The sequence below is a fragment of the Candidatus Binatia bacterium genome, from assembly GCA_035631035.1.
Classification (GTDB): Bacteria; Eisenbacteria; RBG-16-71-46; order SZUA-252; family SZUA-252; genus DASQJL01.
In genome coordinates this window covers 20569-39442 of sequence record DASQJL010000076.1, presented here as the reverse complement: position 1 = coordinate 39442, position 18874 = coordinate 20569, and the positions used below count along the sequence as shown (strand labels likewise).

Annotated in this window: 12 protein-coding genes; 4 read left to right on the top strand and 8 right to left on the bottom strand. The window is 69.5% G+C overall.

All coding sequences use genetic code 11. From position 1 onward, the window contains the following. Window positions 1-3 precede the first annotated feature (3 nt). The 6 genes from VE326_08385 to nadA all read right to left on the bottom strand — a co-directional run bounded on the left by VE326_08385 (window position 4) and on the right by nadA (window position 10491). Window positions 4-993: an acetyl-CoA carboxylase carboxyltransferase subunit alpha gene (locus tag VE326_08385; protein ID HYJ33223.1), complete on the bottom strand. Its 990-nt coding sequence runs from the start codon at window positions 991-993 to the stop codon at window positions 4-6. A gap of 13 nt (window positions 994-1006) precedes the next feature. Continuing rightward, window positions 1007-4495 (bottom strand): DNA polymerase III subunit alpha, encoded by a 3489-nt coding sequence (locus tag VE326_08380; protein HYJ33222.1) that lies wholly within the window; start codon window positions 4493-4495, stop codon window positions 1007-1009. Between the two features lie 153 nt (window positions 4496-4648). Then, window positions 4649-7192: a PBP1A family penicillin-binding protein gene (locus tag VE326_08375; GenBank protein ID HYJ33221.1), complete on the bottom strand. Its 2544-nt coding sequence runs from the start codon at window positions 7190-7192 to the stop codon at window positions 4649-4651. 68 nt (window positions 7193-7260) lie between these two features. Continuing rightward, entirely contained in the window at window positions 7261-9051 is a 1791-nt protein-coding gene (locus tag VE326_08370; GenBank protein HYJ33220.1) for a zf-HC2 domain-containing protein, read from the bottom strand. A 138-nt stretch (window positions 9052-9189) separates the two neighbouring features. Continuing rightward, a complete protein-coding gene (locus VE326_08365; GenBank protein ID HYJ33219.1) occupies window positions 9190-9387 on the bottom strand; it encodes a 4Fe-4S dicluster domain-containing protein in 198 nt (65 codons plus the stop codon). 18 nt (window positions 9388-9405) lie between these two features. Beyond that, window positions 9406-10491 (bottom strand): quinolinate synthase NadA, encoded by a 1086-nt coding sequence (gene nadA / locus VE326_08360; GenBank protein HYJ33218.1) that lies wholly within the window; start codon window positions 10489-10491, stop codon window positions 9406-9408. Between the two features lie 248 nt (window positions 10492-10739). Between nadA and VE326_08355 the strand changes: the two genes are divergently transcribed. Then, a complete protein-coding gene (locus VE326_08355) occupies window positions 10740-12551 on the top strand; it encodes a 2-oxoacid:acceptor oxidoreductase subunit alpha (GenBank protein ID HYJ33217.1) in 1812 nt (603 codons plus the stop codon). After that, complete coding sequence (locus VE326_08350; protein HYJ33216.1) at window positions 12548-13672, top strand: 2-oxoacid:ferredoxin oxidoreductase subunit beta; 1125 nt, start codon at window positions 12548-12550, stop codon at window positions 13670-13672. The genes VE326_08355 and VE326_08350 overlap by 4 nt, the downstream gene beginning before the upstream one ends. Before the next feature lie 48 nt (window positions 13673-13720). Here the strand turns inward: VE326_08350 and VE326_08345 are convergent, their stop codons facing one another. Then, window positions 13721-14467 carry a rhomboid family intramembrane serine protease gene (locus tag VE326_08345; protein HYJ33215.1) on the bottom strand — a complete coding sequence of 249 codons (747 nt, stop codon included), beginning with the start codon at window positions 14465-14467 and terminating at the stop codon, window positions 13721-13723. After that, the gene (locus VE326_08340; protein HYJ33214.1) at window positions 14464-15768 is read right to left on the bottom strand and encodes a putative sugar nucleotidyl transferase; all 1305 of its coding nucleotides are present in this window, start codon (window positions 15766-15768) and stop codon (window positions 14464-14466) included. Before VE326_08340 ends, VE326_08345 begins: the two co-directional genes overlap by 4 nt. A gap of 119 nt (window positions 15769-15887) precedes the next feature. Here VE326_08340 and VE326_08335 point away from each other — a divergent pair, with 119 nt between their 5' ends. Next, window positions 15888-17603: an HAD-IG family 5'-nucleotidase gene (locus VE326_08335; protein ID HYJ33213.1), complete on the top strand. Its 1716-nt coding sequence runs from the start codon at window positions 15888-15890 to the stop codon at window positions 17601-17603. A gap of 171 nt (window positions 17604-17774) precedes the next feature. Continuing rightward, window positions 17775-18749, top strand: a complete 975-nt coding sequence (locus tag VE326_08330) for a hypothetical protein (protein HYJ33212.1) — start codon at window positions 17775-17777, stop codon at window positions 18747-18749. The last annotated feature ends 125 nt before the right edge of the window (window positions 18750-18874 follow it).

Genomic DNA, 18874 nt, shown 5'->3' with positions numbered 1-18874 from the left:
GGCTCAGGCTCCCGAGGCGGCCGCGGTGGCCGCGCTCTCCTCCAGATACACCCCCATCCGCATGTACTTCTCCAGCCGGCGGTCGAGAAGCTCCTGCGCCGGAAGGTCGATCAGCGCCCGGATGTGGCGCAGGACCACGCTCTGGACGCGGCGGGCCGTCTCCTCCGGGTCGCGGTGCGCGCCGCCGACCGGCTCGGGGATCACCTCGTCGATGACCTTGAGCTCGAGCAGATCCTGCGCGGTCAGCTTCAGCGCCTCGGCCGCCTGCTCCGCCTTGGTCGCGTCCTTCCATAGAATGGCCGCGCACCCCTCCGGCGTGATCACCGAGTAGATCGAGTTCTCGAGCATCATCACGACGTCCCCCACCGCGATCGCGAGCGCGCCGCCCGAGCCCCCCTCGCCGATGACCACCGTGACGATCGGCACCGCGAGGTGGGCCATCTCGAGGATGTTCCGGGCCAGCGCCTCGGACTGGCCGCGCTCCTCGGCCCCCAGGCCCGGATAGGCGCCGGGCGTGTCCACGAAGGTCACGATCGGGATCCCGAAGTTCGCGGCGAGGCGCATCAGGCGGAGCGCCTTCCGGTATCCCTCCGGGTGCGCCATGCCGAAGTTGCGGTAGATGTTCTCCTTGGTGTCCCGCCCCTTCTGGTGCCCGATCAGCATGAGCGGCAGGCCGTCCACCACGGCGACGCCGCCCACCATCGCGGGATCGTCGGCGAAGCGGCGGTCGCCGTGCAGCTCCATGAACTCGGGAGCCATGACGGCCAGGTAGTCGAGGGTGTAGGGACGACGCGGGTGGCGGGCCAGCTTCACGCGCTGCCACCGGGTCAGCTTGGAGTAGATCTCCTGCCGGAGGCGGTCCGCCTTCCGCTCCAGCCGCGAGACCTCCTCCTGCGCCGCGGCATCTCCGTCCTGCGCCAGGCCGCGGGCATCCTCGATCCGCCGCTCCAGATCGAGGAGCGGCTTCTCGAAGTCGAGCCAGGTTCCGTTCATGGGTCCCTCCGGATCAGAGAGGAACGGCCTCCGCTCGCCCGCCCGCGCTCGGCGAATCGAGCGCGGGTCCCGTGACGCGCACGGCGTCGGCGCCGAGGCGCTCCCGGAGCTCCTGGAGCAGCTCTGCGCTGGGCGAGACCAGGAGCCGGCGCGCGCGGATCGTGACCGCCTCCGCGCCCTCCGCTCCCGGAACCTTGAAGTATACGGGGCTTTCGCCGGGGTGGCGAACCAGCACCGAGCGGATCTCCTCGGGGGTGATCGAGGGCGGAGCCTTGACGAGATCGATCCGGAGCTCGGTCGGGCCCCCCTCCCCCGGGTGCGGGACGGGGCGGACCGCCGTGAGGACCATCTTGGGATCGGCCTCCTCGCGCACGTTCACCTTCCCGCGGGCCTCGATCACGGTGCCCGGGGTGAGCGCCGCGCGGCTCCGCTCGAAGAGATCGGCGAACAGGGTGGTCTCGACGGTGCCGCGCAGGTCCTCGATCGTGACGAACGCCATCGGCCGCTTGTTCCGGTCCACGTGCGGCTTCATCGCGGCGACCAGTCCGATCAGCACGACCTCCTGCCCCTCGCGGCACTCGCGGAGCCGCGCGGTCGTGTGGGTCGCGCGCGCCTCGATGATGTGCCGGTAGGCGCCGAGCGGATGGTCTGAGAAATAGAAGCCGAGCACCTCCTTCTCCCGCCGGAGCCGCTCTTCCAGGCCCCAGGGCGCGATCAGGGGGAGCGGCGGGTCGGACGGCGCCGCCATCGGATCGGAGCCGAAGAGGCTCTCCTGGTGCTTCGCGACCGAGCGCGCTCGCTCCTGGATCTGCGCGAGCAGATCTCCGACCGCTTCGAGGAGCTGCGCGCGGTCCCCTTCGAGACCGTCGCAGGCGCCCGCCTGGATCAGGGACTCGACGACGCGCCGGTTCAGGGCGGCGGTGTCGACGCGGCGCAGGAAGTCGGAGAGCGTCCGGAAGGGCCCTCCCTCGTCGCGCGCCTTCACGATCGCCTCGACCGAGCCGACGCCGACGTTCTTCACGGCGGAGAGGCCGAAGCGGATGGCGTTCCCCTCCAGCGTGAACGCCGCCTTGCTCCGGTTCACGTCGGGCGCCAGCACCTGGAGCCCGGTGCGGCGCGCCTCGTCCACGAGCGCCACGATGCGGTCGGTGTCGCCGACTTCGCTGGTGAGCGACGCCGCGAGATAGGCGGCGGGGTGATGCGCCTTCAGATAGGCGCACTGGTAGGAGAGGATCGCGTAGGCCGCGCTGTGGGCGCGCACGAAGCCGTACCCCGCGAACTTCTCCATGAGATCGAAGATCTCCTCGGCCGTCTTCTTCGGGACCTCCCGCTCGGCGCAGCCCTCGAGGAACGACTTCTTCATGCGGGCCATCTCCTCCGGCTTCTTCTTCCCCATCGCGCGCCGGAGCAGGTCCGCCTGCGCGAGGGTGAACCCCGCGAGCCGGTTCGCGATCTGCATGACCTGGTCCTGGTAGGCGATGACGCCGTAGGTGTTCTTCAAGATCGGCTCGAGCGCCGGGTGCATGTAGGTGACCTTCTGCTTCCCGTGCTTGCGCTTGACGAAATCGTCGATCATGCCGCTCTGGATGGGGCCGGGACGGAAGAGCGCGTTGATCGCGATGATGTCCTCGAACGTGTCGGGCATGAGCTTCCGGAGCAGGTCGCGCATGCCGGAGGACTCCAGCTGGAACACCCCGACCGACTGCGCCTTCCCCAGCAGGTCGAACGTGGTCTTGTCGTCGAGCGGGATCTCCTTGAGATCGATCGTCCCGCCGGTCGACTCCCTCACGTGCGCCACCGCGTCCTCGAGCACCGTCAGCGTGCGGAGCCCGAGGAAGTCCATCTTCAGGAGGCCGACCTTCTCCAGCGAGTTCATGTCGAACTGGGTCGTGAAGTCCCCCTTCGGGGACTTGTAGACCGGCACGTAGTCCATGAGTGGCCCCGGCGCGATGAGCACGCCCGCCGCGTGGGTCGAGGCGTGACGCGCCAGTCCCTCCAGGGCGAGCGAGCAGCGGATCAGGCGCGCGTAGGTCTCTCCCTGCTGTGGGAGCGCCTTGAGCTCGGGGACGATCTCCAGCGCCTTGGGGAGCGTCATCCCCAGGTCGCCCGGCACCATCTTGGCCACGCGGTCCACCTCGGCGTAGGTCATCCCGATCGCGCGACCGACGTCGCGCACGACGGCGCGCGCGGCCATGGTCCCGAACGTGATGATCTGGCTCACGCTCTCGCGACCGTAGCGGCCGACCACGTAGTCGATCACCTTCTGGCGCGTCTCGTACGAGAAGTCGATGTCGATGTCGGGCATGCTCACGCGCTCCGGATTCAGGAAGCGCTCGAAGAGGAGGTCGAACCGGATCGGATCGAGATCGGTGATCCCGAGACAGTAGGAGACGATGCTCCCCGCGGCCGACCCGCGCCCCGGCCCCACGGCCACGCCGTTGTTGCGGGCGTAGTCGGTGAAGTCGCGCACGATCAGGAAGTAGCGCGCGTAGCCGACCTTGCAGATGACGTCCAGCTCGTACTCCAGGCGCGTGCGATGGACCTCCTGGACGCCTTCGCCGTAGCGGCGCGCCAGGCCCTCTTCGGCGAGGCGCCGGAGATACCCCTCCTCGCTCTCGATGTCGGGCGGGAGCGGGAAGGAAGGAAGCTGAACGCGCTCGGTGTCCAGCGCCAGCTCGCAGCGCTCGGCCGCGACCAGCGTGTTCCGGATCGCCTCCGGCGCGTGCGCGAACAGCGCTTCCATCTCCTCGGGGGTCTTCACGTACAGCTGATCGGTCGCGAAGCGGAAGCGGTCCGGATCGAGCATCGTCTTGCCGGTCTGGATGCAGAGGAGCACCTCGTGCGCCTCGGCGTCCTCGCGCTGCAGATAGTGGCAATCGTTCGTCGCCACGACCGGAATCCCCATCCGCCGGCCCAGCTCGAGCAGCCCCTCCGCCGAGACCCGCTCCTCGGGGATGCCGTGGTCCTGGATCTCGAAGAAGTAGGAATCGGCCCCGTACAGGTCCCGGTACCACCCCGCCGCGGTCCTCGCCCTCTCGAGATCGCCGGCCACGACGCGCTGCGGCACCTCGCCGCGCAGGCAGGCGCTCAGGCAGAGGAGCCCGCCGGCGTGGGCGGCGAGCAGCTCCTTGTCGACGCGCGGCTTGTAGTGGAAGCCTTCGGTGAAGCCGAGGGAGGAGAGCTTCATGAGGTTCCGGTAGCCCTCGCGGTTCTTCGCGAGGAGCACCAGGTGGTCGTAGGCGCCCTTGCCATCGGGGCCGCGCGACTTCTCGCCGCGCGCGCCGTGCGCCACGTAGACCTCGCAGCCGATGATCGGCTTCACGCCGGCGGCCTTGGCCATCCCGTAGAACTCGACCGCGCCGAAGAGATTGCCGTGATCCGTGAGCGCGAGCGCCGGCATGCCGAGCTTCTTCGCGCGATCGATCAGGCGGTCGAGGCGACACGCTCCGTCGAGGAGCGAGTAGTCGCTGTGGTTATGGAGATGGACGAAGGGCGCGCTCATGCGCGCACCGGGGGCGTCGCGGGGAATCCGTCGGGGGAACGTTCCACGACCGCAGTATACGCGACGGCGGACGCGGGCGCGTCATTTTCACGCGCGGCGCGGGACACCGTGGCGCACGCGCGTGCGCGGCGCGGCGCTACGAGGCTTCGGCGCTCAGCGTCCCTGCTGGTCGCCCTCGTCGGAAGGCGGCGGCGGCTGCTGGTCGTCGTCGCCGGGCGGCCCTTCGTCGCCCGGATCGAACGGCTGGTCGCCGTGATCGCGCGGCTCCAGCTCGGTGCCGTGATCGAACGCGCTCGTGGAATCGCTCTCGTCGAAGAGCGCGGGCGCGTGGAACGCGGGACAAACGGTGCGCGGCTCGGTTCCCGCCGCGAACGCCACGCGCATCACGCGCGGACAGTCGGGGCCCGCGCGATAGCCGGTCTGCGCGTCGATCCACACCTCGACGACGCCCGGCGGTGCTACGAAGTCGCGCACCGGAAGATGGCGGTGCGCCTCGTCCATGAAGCGGACCCAGATCGGCACCGCCGCCTGCGTCCCGGTGAGCCCCAGCTTCCGGTTGTGGTCGCAGCCCACCCACACGCCGGTCACCAGCTGCGGCGTGTAGCCCATGAACCAGGCGTCGTTCTCGTCGTCGGTGGTCCCGGTCTTCCCCGCCGCGGGGCGCGTGAAGCCGTACTGCGAGCGGATCCCCGCCGCCGTGCCGTAGATCACCGGGCCCTCGAGCATGATGGTCGCCATGTAGGCCGTCTCGGGCCGGAGCACGCGGCGCATCTCCTTCTTCGGCGACCAGACCTCATCGCCCGCACGGTCCAGCACGGCGCGCACCGCGACGGGGCGGATCCAGACCCCGCCGTTGGCGAGCGCCGCGTAGGCCGTCGTCAGCTCCAGCGGGGTCACCTCGCTCGTGCCCAGGGAGAGCGACGCCACCTCGCGCAACCGGCTCTGGATGCCCAGCACGTGCGCCGTGCGGGCCACGTTGGGGATCCCCACCATCTCCGCCAGGTGGACGGTGGCCGCGTTCAGCGAGCGCGCGAGCGCGCGCGCCGCCGTCACGTGCCCCTCGTAGGAGTTCTCGTAGTTGCGCGGAGCCCAGGGTCCCTGCGGGGTCGCGAAGGTGTCCGGCATGTCCTCCAGCATCGTGGCCGCCGTCAGCGGCGGCCGCCGTCCCTGGTAGGGAGAATCGAGCGCGGCCACGTAGACGAACGGCTTGAACGCGGAGCCGGGCTGCCGGCGGGAGTCCACCGCGCGGTTGTAGGGCGATTCGGCATAGCTCCGCCCCCCGACCATCGCGCGCATGTACCCGTCGGAGGGATCGATCGCCACCAGCGCGGCCTGGGCGGGGTCCTTGTCGGAGCCGCCGCGCCCCGACCGCCAGTCGGCCTCGCGCGCGCCGTCCTTCACGGCGCGCTCGGCGCTCTCCTGCATCTCGGGATCGATCGTCGTGAAGATGGAGTAGCCGCGCGCGCTCAGGTCGAGGGGTGCTATGTCCTTGGAGAGGACCTCGCGCACGTAGTCGACGAAGTAGGGCGCCTTGGTGGTGGGCGGCGGGTTCGCGCCGAAGCGCATCGGCATGCGGCGGTAGCGGCGCATGTCCTCCTTGGAGATCCAGCCGCAATCGACCATGTCGGCGAGCACCTGGTCGCGCCGCGCCAGCGCGGCGCCGCGGTCGCGGTAGGGGGAGAGTCGGTTCGGCGCCGGAATGATCCCGGCGAGCATCGCTCCCTCGGGAAGGGTCAGCTCCTTGGCGTGCTTGTTGAAGTAGAAGAGCGACGCCTCCTCGACCCCGCAGACGCTCCAGCTTCCCCGCTGCCCCAGGTAGATCTGGTTCAGGTAGAGCTCGAGGATCTTCTCCTTCGGATAGCGGATCTCGATCAGGAGCGCGAGCAGCGCCTCGTGGAACTTCCGGAAGATGTTCCGCTCCTGGGAGAGGAAGAGGTTCTTCGCGAGCTGCTGGTTGATCGTGCTTCCCCCCTCCACGACCGATCCGGCCCTCATGTTGCGGAGCGTGGCGCGGAAGACGCCGATCAGATCGAGGCCCCAGTGGCGGAAGAAGCGCCGGTCCTCGCTGGCGACCACGGCCAGCACGACGTGGCGGGGAATGTCTCCGATCGGGACGTAGCTCCGCCGCTCGCGCGAGGCGTTCGAGAATTCGCCGAGGAGCTCGGGGTCGATGCGGAGGATGCCGCGGCCGCGGGGCTCCTGAAATCCCTGGGAGAGCGAAACGAGCCGCCCATTCCGCACGTCCGCCAGGACCTCGGTCCCCGTCTCGGCGAAATCGGGATAGCGGAAGGGGCGCAGCCGGATCTCGAAGAAGGTGCCGCGAATGCGGTACTGCCCATAGTCGGCCGGGCGCGCCCAGACGCGGCGGTAGCGCGCGCGATCGAGCGACGATTGGAGCGTCGGCGTGTCGAGCGGATCGCCGACCCGGTACTCCCTCCAATCGGCGTAGACGCGGGTCGGGAAAGTCCACCCCTTCCCCGAATACTGGGACGAGCCGATCGCCGAGAGCCGGAACCAGTCGTAGGCGACGAAGCCGAAAGCGACGATGAGCAGGAAGATCAGCCAGCGGGCGTGGCCCTTGGGAAGCCAGGACGGGCGCGGAAGCTTGAGCCACGGCGGGCGCGGCGTGGTCCCGCTCGGGACTTTGAGCCAGGCCGGCCGGGACCACTCAGGACGTTTGCGCCACCACGGTTCCACGACCTACGAGCCTACGGGGCGGGCCCGACGGCCGTCAATCGAAGGGGCCGAAGCCGAAGCGGGGACGCTCAGTGCGACTCGGCGACGGCGTCTTCCAGCTGGCGCATGCGGGCGACGGTGCGCGCGTCCGCCCCGCCGGCGGGGGCGTTCAGCACGAAGTCGCGGTAGGCGGCGAGCGCTTCCTTCTGGTCGGAGAACTTCGAGGTGAGCGTCTGGATGGCCCAGAGACAGTCGGCCAGCTCCCGCTTGGCGCGCGAGCGGTCGGGGCCGATGCTGCCCTTCAGGAACGCGCGCCAGGTTTCGCGCAGCTTCCGGAGCGCGACGAGGTCGGCGTTCTGCTCCGCGTTCAGCGTCGCGAGATGCAGCCGGTCGATCGGGCGCTCGACCGCGTCGGGAGCGGAAGGAGCCGGGGACGAAGCCGGCTCCGAGGACGGCGCGGACGCGGAGCCGGACGGCGCGGACGTGGAGCCGCCCGGAGGGGCCGGGCTCGTGTTCGAGGCGGTCGACGGCGAGGTCGGAGTCCCCGAATGCGGCACGACGCGCGGCGGCGTGACGGCCTCTTCCTCGTCTTCCGAATCGAGAACGGGCGCCGCGGGCCAGGGCTTCGAGGGCACGGGCTTAAGCGCCGCCGGCTTCGTCGTCGCCGGAGTCTTGGGAGCGGTCCGCGCCACCGTCTCGCCGGCGTGGGCCGGCTTGCGCGCCGGAGCGGGCGCGGCCGCGTGCGCCTTCTCCGACGAAGGTGCGACCGCGACCGTCTTGGGCGCCGGCGGCACGGGGGCCTCGGCCTGTGGCGGCGCGCTCGCGACGGGGTTCGAATCGGGAACGCTCGTCGAGGGCGTCTTCGTCGCGGGCGTCTCGGTTGGCGCGCCGGACCCTGCCGGGGCTTCGGGATTCGCCACCGCGACGGGATTGGCGCCCGTGGCCGGATCCGCCGGCACGACCGGCGCCGGAGTGGCCGCCGCGTCGTTCCCCGGCGCGGCCGGACCGGTGCCGGCGCGCATCGGATGGCGGCCCTCGGGCAGCGGCTGGCGAACCGTCATCGCGATCCAGATCGAGAGCGCCAGCAGCCCCACACCGACCAGGCCGCCGGCTCCCCACAGGACGATTTTCGGAACGCCCGGTTTCTTCCGGGCTCCGGAGCGGGATAGCGCCTCCTCGGCGAAGAAGAGACTCCCCTGGGGAGGCTTGGCGCCGCCCTTGAGGTCGGCGGGCTCAAAGTCCCACGTGGGCGCGTCCGAAGCGGGGGCCTCGTCGGAGAAGTCGGGGGGGACGTCCCCGGACAGGACCGACAGATCGGGCTCGGGAAGAGGCGCGGCCGCGGCGGCGGCGCGCTCGGCCAGCGCCGACCTCGGATCGTCGTCGTCCGCGAAGACCGATTCGGGCGAGGGGTCAGGCTGCGGCGAAGGCGGGGGCAGGGCCGGGCCCTCACTCGCGGTGCTATCCGCGGCTCCGCCGCCCGCCTGGGCCGCTTCGGCTGCTCCGGCGCCGCGTGCTGCCGCTGCTCCCCCGGGTCCGCCGGCTCCGCCCGCTCCCCCTGCTCCCCCCGCTCCCCCTGCTCCAAAGATCGACTCGAGGGTCCAGCTCCCGTCCGCAGCCTGCGTCGCCCCGGCCGGGCGATCGTCCGCCCCGGAGCCGGATTGCGAGTCCCCGGCGTCGGGCTGGATCGATTCCACGAACGCGCCGGGAGCGACGTTGGGGTCGGGGTCGGCTGGCTGATTGCGGGACGCGCGGGTCAGCTCGCTGTCCAGACGGCACTCGGCGCATGAGGCGAGGTGCTCTTCGAGCGGTCCTTTCCGGTCGTCGGCGATCTCGCCGGCGACGTAGGACTCGATCTGTAACTTGGCCTCGGCGCAATCCATGCGGACGGACTCCAGGTTGGAATACGGCGGTCATCCCGCGGCGCTGGGGCTGCGGGGGCGCGCGGTCCTAGATATCGGTCCGGCGAGGCTGAATCTTGAGACGAATGGAGATGCGGGGATCGAGCGCGGGGCGGCGGATCAGTCGGGAAGAATGGCGCCTTCGACGGGGCAGGCCTCGAGACAGGCGTTGCAGCTCACGCAGTCCTCCGCCACGACGAAGAACCAGGTCGTGCCCTTGCCATTCTCCCCGTCGCCCTTCTTGATGCAGTCCACGGGGCAGACGTCGACGCAGGAGCTTTCGCCTTCGCAGATATCCTTCACGATCACGTATGCCATCGTTCTCCTCCGGGCGGCTCAGGTGACCTGGAGCATGCGGTCGAGAGCGGCCTTCGCCCAGGTGCGCGTGGGCTCGGGTACGCGGATCGGATTCACGACCTCCCCCGCCACCAGGCGCTCCAGCGCCCACAACAGATTCTGCGGAGAAATCCGATACATGGTAGCGCAGATACAGAAGTCTTGGGACAGAATGACGATCTTCTTGTCGGGCATCGCCTGCGCCAGACGGCGGACCAGGTTGTACTCGGTCCCGACCGCCCAGCGGCTGCCCGCGGGAGCCTCGCGCAGCGTGCGAATGATCGTCTCGGTGGACCCGACGACGTCCGCCGCCCCGGCGACCTCGTGCGGCACCTCGGGGTGAACCAGGATCCGGACGCCTGGATCCTCGGCGCGGCGCTCGTCCACGTGCCGGCGCTGGAACTTGGTGTGCACCGAGCAGCATCCCTTCCAGAGGATCGCCTTGGCGCCCTCGATCTGCGCCGCCGTCAGTCCCCCCTGCTCCTTCATCGGATCCCAGACGACGATCGCCGAGGCGGGAATGTCCATCGCCAGGGCGGTGTTCCGTCCCAGGTGCTCATCGGGAAGGAAGAAGATCTTCTCGCGGCGGCGGAACGCCCACTCGAACACGGCGCGCGCGTTGGACGACGTGCAGACCGCGCCTCCGCGCTCCCCGCAGAACGCCTTGATCTCGGCCGTCGAGTTCATGTACGTCACCGGTGTCACGTCGGTCACGCCCAGCCGCTCCAGCGAGGCGCCCGCTTCGAGCACGTCCTCGGTCGGGGCCATGTCCGCCATCGAGCAGCCGGCGTTCAGGTCGGGCAGGATCACCGTCTGGTGGGGCGCGCGCAGGATGTCCGCGCTCTCGGCCATGAAGTGGACTCCGCAGAACACGACGTACTCGGCATCGGTGCGCTCGGCCCCCAGCCGGGCGAGCTTGAACGAGTCCCCCGTGACGTCGGCGTGGCGGATCACGTCGTCGCGCTGGTAGTGGTGCCCCAGGATCACGAGACGGGAACCGAGCGCTCGCTTGGCGTCCGCGATCCGCCCGGCGATCGCGTCGTCGTCCAGGGTCAGGTAGGGCTCGGGAAGCGTCTGTCGGCTCATAGGCTCCATTCTTGACGGCGCTGCGGCGGGGGTCAAGGGAGGCCTTTTCCCGGCCCGCGGGCGACGAATCGCGGCCGCGGTCCTCCGCGTCCAAAAGGTATCAGCGTCGCGAGTTCAGGGCGCCGCGGCGGACACCCCGGAGCCCCGCGCGCCCCCTCAAGCGCCTTGACCGGCCGTCCGAAGCATCCGAGAATGAGATGCTCCGAGCGGCCCGCCCGACGCGAACAATCGAATCGAAAGGAACGGCAGTGCCCAACGCCTTGTCCCACGGGGTCAACGACTTCAACGTTCACGTGGCCACCGTGAACGGCTCCGGGAGCCAGACCGCCAACACCACGCTCCTCCGGGCCATCTTCCAGATGGGAATCCCGGTCTCCGGAAAGAATCTCTTTCCGTCCAACATCGCCGGCCTCCCCACCTGGTTCACCATCCGCGTGAACGAGTGGGGGCATCTCGCGCGCGAGACCCGGAACGACGTGCTCGTGGCCATGAACCCCGAGACCTCGGTCGCCGACATCGCCGCCATGGGCCCCGGCAGCGTCATCGTCATGAACCAGGGGCTCCCCGCGCCCAAGAAGCCCGAGGGGGTCACGGTCCACGCGATCCCCTTCGACGCCATGGCCCAGCCGCTCGTGCCCGACCCCAAGCTGCGCCGGTTGGTCGTGAACATGGTCTACGTGGGCGTGCTCGCGCAGATCCTGGGCATCGACCGCGCCGAGGTCGAGCGCGCGCTGGAGGCGCAGCTCGGCCGGAAGCCGAAGGCGCTCGCGATGAACCGCGCCGCCGTGGATGCCGGATTCGACTTCGCGGCGGCCAACCTTCCGCCGGCGCCCTTCCGCGTGGAGCGCCGCGACAAGACCGCGGGCAAGATCCTCATCGAGGGGAACCAGGCCGCCGCCCTCGGCGCGATGTTCGGAGGCGTGACGTTCGTCTCCTGGTATCCCATCACGCCGTCGTCCAGCCTCGCCGACGCGCTCTCCGGATACCTCGGCCGCTACCGGCGCGACCCGAAGACGGGACAGGCCACCTACGCCATCGTCCAGGCCGAAGACGAGATCTCCGCGATCGGCATGGTGCTCGGCGCCTCCTGGGCCGGCGCCCGCGCGATGACCGCGACCTCCGGCCCCGGCCTCTCACTCATGACCGAGTTCACCGGCTACGCCTACTATGCCGAGATCCCGGCCGTGATCTGGGACATCCAGCGGATCGGCCCCAGCACCGGGTTGCCGACGCGCACCTCGCAGGGCGACCTCTTGAGCGTGGCGTTCCTGTCGCACGGCGACACGAGACAGGTGATGCTCTTCCCCTCGTCCGTGGACGAATGCTTCGACTACGGCATGCGCGCCTTCGACCTGGCCGAACGGCTCCAGACCCCGGTCTTCGTCCTCTCCGATCTCGACCTCGGCATGAACGTCTGGATGGCCGACCCCTTCCCCTATCCCGACAAGCCCTGGGACCGCGGCAAGGTGCTCTCGGCCGAGGACCTCGAGCGGATCGGGAAGTTCGAGCGCTACCGCGACGTGGACGGCGACGGCATTCCCTACCGGACGATCCCGGGAACGAAGCACGGGCTGGCCGCCTATTTCACGCGCGGCTCGGGGCACGACGAGACGGCGCGCTACACCGAATCGAGCGAGGCCTACCCGCGCGTGATGGACCGGCTGGCCGCGAAGTGGGAGACGGCGCGAACGTGGGTGCCGAAGCCGGCCGTGGACCAGGTCGCGGGAGCGGAAATCGCGATCGTCGCCTACGGCTCCTCCCGCTGGGCCGTGGAGGAGGCTCGCGAGCGGCTCCTCGCGGACGGGCTGAAGACCTCCTCGCTCCGCATCCAGGCCTATCCCTTCACGCCGGAGGTGGAGGCATTCCTCGGGCGCCACGAGCGGATCTACGTCGTGGAGCAGAACCGCGACGGGCAGATGGCCGCGCTCCTCCGCATGGAGTACCCCGAGCGTGCGGCGCGGCTCCGATCGGTGCTGCACTACGACGGGCTCCCGCTCGCGGCGAGCACCGTGGCGGAGAAGATCCGGAGCGCCGAGCGGGAGGAGGTGGGGGTCCGATGAGCGGCGGCGCGAACATCCCGAAGGGGAACGGCAACGCCGCGGGGCCGGCGGGCGCGGGATCGGCGGGCGCCGCCGGAGCGGGGAGCGCGGCGGTACCGAAGAACCGGATCGGCCTCACCGTGGCGGACTACAAGGGCGCCAAGTCCACGCTCTGCCCCGGCTGCGGTCACGACGCGATCACCGGAAGCATCGTCCAGGCCGCCTTCGAGCTGGGGTTGGAGCCGCACCGCGTGGCCAAGATGTCGGGGATCGGCTGCTCCAGCAAGACGCCGGCCTACTTCATCGGCCGCTCGCATTCGTTCAACGCGGTGCATGGCCGCATGCCCTCCGTGGCGACCGGCGCGTTCCTCGCCAACCGCGAGCTCACGCTCCTGGGCGTCTCGGGCGACGGCGACACCGCCTCGATCGGACTCGGTCAGTTCTGCCACCTGGTGCGGCGGAACGTGCCGGTCGCCTATATCATCGAGAACAACGGCGTCTACGGGCTGACCAAGGGGCAGTTCTCGGCGACCGCCGACGTGGGGAGCCGCGCCAAGTCGGGCGCCGTGAACGAGCTGATGCCGATCGACCTGTGCGCCATCGCGATCCAGCTCGGATGCGGCTTCGTGGCGCGCTCCTTCTCGGGCGATCCCAAGCAGCTCCGGCCGATCCTGAAAGCGGCACTGAGCCATCGCGGCACCGCCGTCGTGGACGTGATCTCCCCCTGCGTGACGTTCAACGCGCACGAGGGCTCGACGCGCTCCTACACCGCGGTCAAGGAGCACGACGCCCCGCTCCACGACGTGACCTACGTCCCCCACTTCGAGAACATCGAGGTGGACTACGCGCCGGGCGAGTCGCGGGAGGTGAAGCTGCACGACGGCTCGCGCGTCGTGCTGAAGAAGCTGGGCGAGGACTACGACCCCTACGATCCGGGCCAGGCGCTGGCCACGCTGAACCGCGGGCGCGAGGAGGGCAAATTCGTGACGGGCCTGCTCTACGTGAACGCGAACGAGGCCGCGCTGGACAAGGATCTGGCGCTGGTGGACGCGCCGCTCTCGTCGCTCACGCTGGAGCAGGTGCGTCCGCCGCGGGAGGTACTCGACGAGGTGATGGCGGGGCTGCGGTCGGGACGCTCGTAGACTCGATGCGTCAGGCGGCGCGCGAGCGCGCGGCCGAGCGACGAAGGGTTACTCCTCGTCGTCCTCCCCCCGGGTGTCCTTGTAGTAGACCTTGAACTTCTTCTTCAGCTTCTCCTGGCGCCGCCGCTCGCGCCATCCGCGCAGGTCGGGCATCTTGAAGCCGACGCGCACCCGCCGCTCTCCCCAGCCGTAGCGCAGATAGAGCCAGCCGAAGAGCATCCCGCCCAGATGGGCGATGTGCGCCACGCCGCTCCCGCTCGCGGTCACGCTCGACCAGAAGGCGAGCAGCCCCATGAGAATGACGAAGTACTTCGCCTTGATCGGGATGACGAAGTAGAGAAGGATCGTCCGGTCCGGGAAGAGGATGCCGTACGCGGCGAGCAGCCCGTAGATCGCCCCCGAGGCGCCGATCGTCGGGATGAACGAATTCCACTGCGCCAGGGTCGAACAGATCGCGGCGCCGATCCCGGTGATGAAGTAGAAGCGCGTGAAGCGGCTGGTCCCCCAGTACGACTCCAGCTCCGTGCCGAACATCCAGAGCGCGAGCATGTTAAAGCCGATGTGCCAGATCCCGCCGTGGAGGAACATGTACGTGACGAGCTGCCAGAGGAACAGGTGGTGCGTCACGTCGTAGGGAACGAGGCCGAAGATCCGGTCGATCCGCACCTGCGCCAGCCCCTGCGCGAGGTACTGGAAGAGGAACACGACCACGTTCGTGATCAGGAGGGTCTTGACCGCGGGGGTCAGCGGCCCGCCCAGGACGAAGGGGCGCGGCTCCTGCCAGCGTCCGCTCACGGCCTGGCGCTCCCCGCCGGCTCGCGGTGCTGCGCTTCGAGGAAGCGGGCGCGGTCCTCCCGCGTGTCGTCGAACGCCTGGCGGATGCGGGAATCGAGCGGCACCGAGAGCTCCACCTGGCGGCGCCCCATCGCGCGGGCCGCGGTCTCGATCATGGCGTCGATGCCGTGCTCGACCAGCCGTCCCGGCTCGCCCCAGGCGAACGACGGGACGTAGGTCGGCATGAGCGCGGTGCCGTAGATGTTGCACCCGACGCCCACCACCGCGCCGGTCGGGAACGTGGCGCCGATGCCCGTCTTCGTATAGTCCCCCACCGTGAGTCCCAGGAGCCGCTGCCCCGAATCCTCGCCGCGGCGCTCGATCCAGTCGGCGGCGGTCCGGAAGGTGCGCACCGTGGAGTAGTTGTTCTTGAGATCGCTGGTGATCGTGCCCGCGCCCAGGTTCACCCATTCCCCCACGAAGGAATGCCCGACGAAGCCGTCGTGCTGCTTGTTCGCGTACCCCTGGAACACCGACGCCTCGACCTCGCCCCCGATCTTGCAGACCGGACCGATCGACGTGCCGCCTCGAATCTGCGCGCCCGCCTTGATCCGCGAGCGCTCGCCGATGACGGCCGGGCCCTCCACGTAGGCGAGCGGCTCGATCACGGCGTTCTCCTGGATCAGGATCGGGCCCTCCTCCGCGTTCAGCACGGCCCCCGCCATCACGCGCGCGCCGCGCGCCACATGGATCGCACGCGGCTCCAGAAGGTGCGCGCCCTCGTCGATCTTCCCCCGGACGGTCTCCGGCTGGAAGGCGTACCGGAAGTCCTGCACGATCTGACGCGGGCTCCATCGGATGAGATCCGCCGCCGAGCGCGCGAGGAACGCGTTCACCTCGGCCGGCATCCGGATCTCTTCGAAGGCGCGCTCCGGCTCGCCGGCGCGAAGGTGCCCGGCGGCGTGGGCCACGCGGGGCGCGGACACCTTCGCGGCGAAGAGCGTGCCGCCCGACATGTAGGACGCTTCGGTCGGAGAGGCGGCGAGAAAATGGAGCACCTCGTCGTCGGTCATGCAGAGCCGCGCATTCACGAAGAGCGTCTCTTCGGCGGGCGGCTCTCCGACCGACGCGGTCGGATAGAGCGCGCGCGTCACCTCCTCGACCTCGGAGCGGACCATGAGATGGAGCGGGGCTTCGGGAAAGGCGCGCACGAGCTTCTCGATCAGGGTGAAGGCGCCGCATCGGAGCGCGAACACGGGACGGAGGAGCGCGTGGGGACCGAACGCCGAGGCATCCGGGTCTTCGTAGAGGCAGAGATTCACCCGGGCAGAGTACGGACGGGCCGTGATGCCGTCAAGGAATGGCGGCCGGCCGAGGACGCAGCGAGCCTCCGCGAATGGCGGCTGGCCCGAAGCGCGTCCAGCGCCTACAATTCGCGAACATGAGCGCCATGAAGAAGGAGCGGGGCGGAGCGACCGGAGCTCCCGCGCCGCCCGCGACGTCTCGTCCCGCCGAGGCGCCTGACGCGACCCCCGCGGGCGTCGCTCCCGCCGGATCGCTGCCCGAGATCGAGGCGCCGCCTGGTGTCCCGGCGGAGCCGTCGGCGCCGTTCGCCCCGGCCGCGCCCTTCGCCCCGGCCACGCCGCTCAAGCCGCACGGACCGCAGCCGGCCCACCACGCGCACCCCGGCGCCCCGCACGAGCCGTCCGCGCGCGCGCTCCGCTATCGCGAGCACCGGATTCCCCGGCGGCATCGCGTCTTCGTGAACCGGAACCTCCGCATGACGCAGATCCGCGCCATCGGCTTCGACCTGGACCACACGCTCGCCCACTACGACCCGACGAGCGTCGAGGAGCTGGCGTTCGATCTCACGAAGGAAAAATTGGTCGCGAACAAGGGCTATCCCACGGAGATCCTCGACCTCAAGTACGACCCCTCCTTCGTGATCCGGGGCCTCGTGGTGGATCGGAAGCGCGGCAATCTGCTGAAGATGGACTACTTCAACCTGGTCACCCGCGGGTCCCACGGCCTGATGCCGCTCCGTTCGGAGGAGCGCCGCCGAGCCTACCGCACGTCGCGCATCCGGCTCGGGCACGAGAACTACGTTTCCGTGGACACGCTCTTCCATCTGCCCGAGGTGTACCTGTACCTGTGCCTGATCGACCTCCTGGAGCGGCGGCGCCCGGGAACGACGCTGGACTACGAAGCGCTCTATCGCGACGTGCGCGAGATGATCGACGAGGCGCACCGCGACGGCAGCTTGAAGAACGTGATCACGAACGACCTCGATCGCTACATCCGCCTCGACCCCGAGCTGCGCACCGTGCTCGAAGAGTTCCGCCGCACCGGAAAGAAGCTCTTCCTGGTCACGAACAGCGAATGGGCCTACACCGACACGCTGCTCCGCCACATCTTGATGAAGGGACGCGGCGCGCCGGAGCACTGGACCGACCTCTTCCACGCGGTCGTCGTCGAGGCGCGGAAGCCCGATTTCTTCACGGAGACCCAGGCGGCCGAGCCGGTTCCCGAAATCCAGGGCTCCCGGATCGCGTGCGCGGCCGTCCGTCGCGGCGACGCGACGTGGCTCGAGCGCACGCTCGGCGCCTCGGCCGAGCACGTGCTGTATTTCGGCGATCACACCTACGGGGACATTCTGCAGTCGAAGCGCGCGCGCGGCTGGCGCACCGCGATGCTCGTCCCCGAGCTGGACCGCGAGATCACCGTGACCGCCGAGCATGCGAAGGAATTCGATCGGCTCGCGCGCCTCTCGGCCGAGCGGCACCAGAGCGAGATCGAAAAGGCCGTGCTGGGCCGGGAACTCCGGCGGCTGACGCTGGTGCTGAGCGAGAACGGCAACGATCCGAGCCGGCGGCACGAGCTGGGCGGGCGCATCGCCGAGATCCCCGAGCAGGTCGGCGCCCTCGAGAAGCACAGCGTCGAGCTGCAGGGGGAGATCGACGCGATCCGGCTGAAGATCGACCGCGCCTACAATTCGCGGTGGGGATCGCTGTTTCGCGAGGGCAACGAGTCCAGCCGCTTCGGCCACCAGCTCAAGGATTTCGCCTGCCTGTACATGAGCCGCGTGTCCAACTTCCTGCACTACCCGTCGGATTACTACTATCAGAGCCCCGTGGGATACATGCCGCACGATATTTAGCTGTCGGTAGCGGATCCGCGCTGCCCCTCCGCACCTCCCCGCCACGCCTTCGGATCCTGGACCGAAACTTGTTACTTCATCCGTCGGTCCCCTGCGTCGCCTTGCCTAAGCGAAGCCCCCCCAACGGCACGACACCGAGAGAGCCTGACCTCCCCGCAAACAGGTGTTTGCATGAATTCCTATTCGTTGACGCATCTCAGCGACGCCGTGCTGCTTCGGAACCTGCGAATCATTCTCGCCCGCAATGGCCAGCTGACCGCGGCTCTCCTGGCTTACCTTGGTGAGTTCGACGCACGCAGGCTGTACGCTCCGGCAGGGTTCTCCTCCATGTTCACCTACTGCCTCCGTGAGTTGCGCTTTGCGGAGGGTCCCGCCTGGAGACGCATCCAAGCGGCGCGGGCGGCGCGGCGTTTTCCGGTTCTGTTCCAGGCGGTGGCGGAGGGCAGGATCCATCTCACGGCCGTTTGCCTGATCGCTCCCCATCTCACGCCCGGGAATATCAACGAGCTGCTCCGTGCGGTCGGAGGCCGGAGCAGGGCCGAAGTTCAAGAGTGGCTCGCCTCGCGCTTCCCCCAGGCCTCGAGCGTTCCACCACTCGCGTCCATCCGACCTGTCGCCCTTCCCCTTCCGAAGACGGTTGCGCTCGATCGGCGCCATGACATGTTCGATTCACCGGCGGGCGAGCCCACTCCCGAAGCTCCGCCCAAGTTTTTACCGCCGCTAGCGGCGGTGAAATCGGAGACAACTGTCGTCGTGGACGGACAGGGTTCGGACGTCGACGCCGCGGGCCCCGCGATGCACAGTGGCTCGCGCAATCAGGCGTCAACGGCGGACGGCACTGACCGTCCATCGCCCGAGAGTGCCGGAGCGGAAGATCCATCGCCCGAGAGTGCCGGAGCTGACGATCTATCGCCGGAGGCTGCTGTCGAACGGACCCCCGGGAACAACGCCCCAACTCCGGCTCGGCCCCCTTCCTTCCTCGTTCAAGTAACGGTCTCCAAGGGCACGCACGACAAGCTGCGACTCGCTCAGGCGCTACTCAGTCACGCTGTGTCGCCGCGGGACGTGGCGCAGGTGCTCGACCGGGCCCTCGACGCGCTCATCGAGAAGCTGGAGAAGCGGAAGTTCGGGAGGATCTCCAAATAGAGCCAGATCGGAGCGGGCGCGCGTTCAGCTGAACCTAGCTGGGCGGAAGCGCGTTCACTTGAAGCTCGGCGCGGCGGGCGCGCTTTTCCAATGAACCTAGCTGGCGGACGCGCAGAAACTCGGCC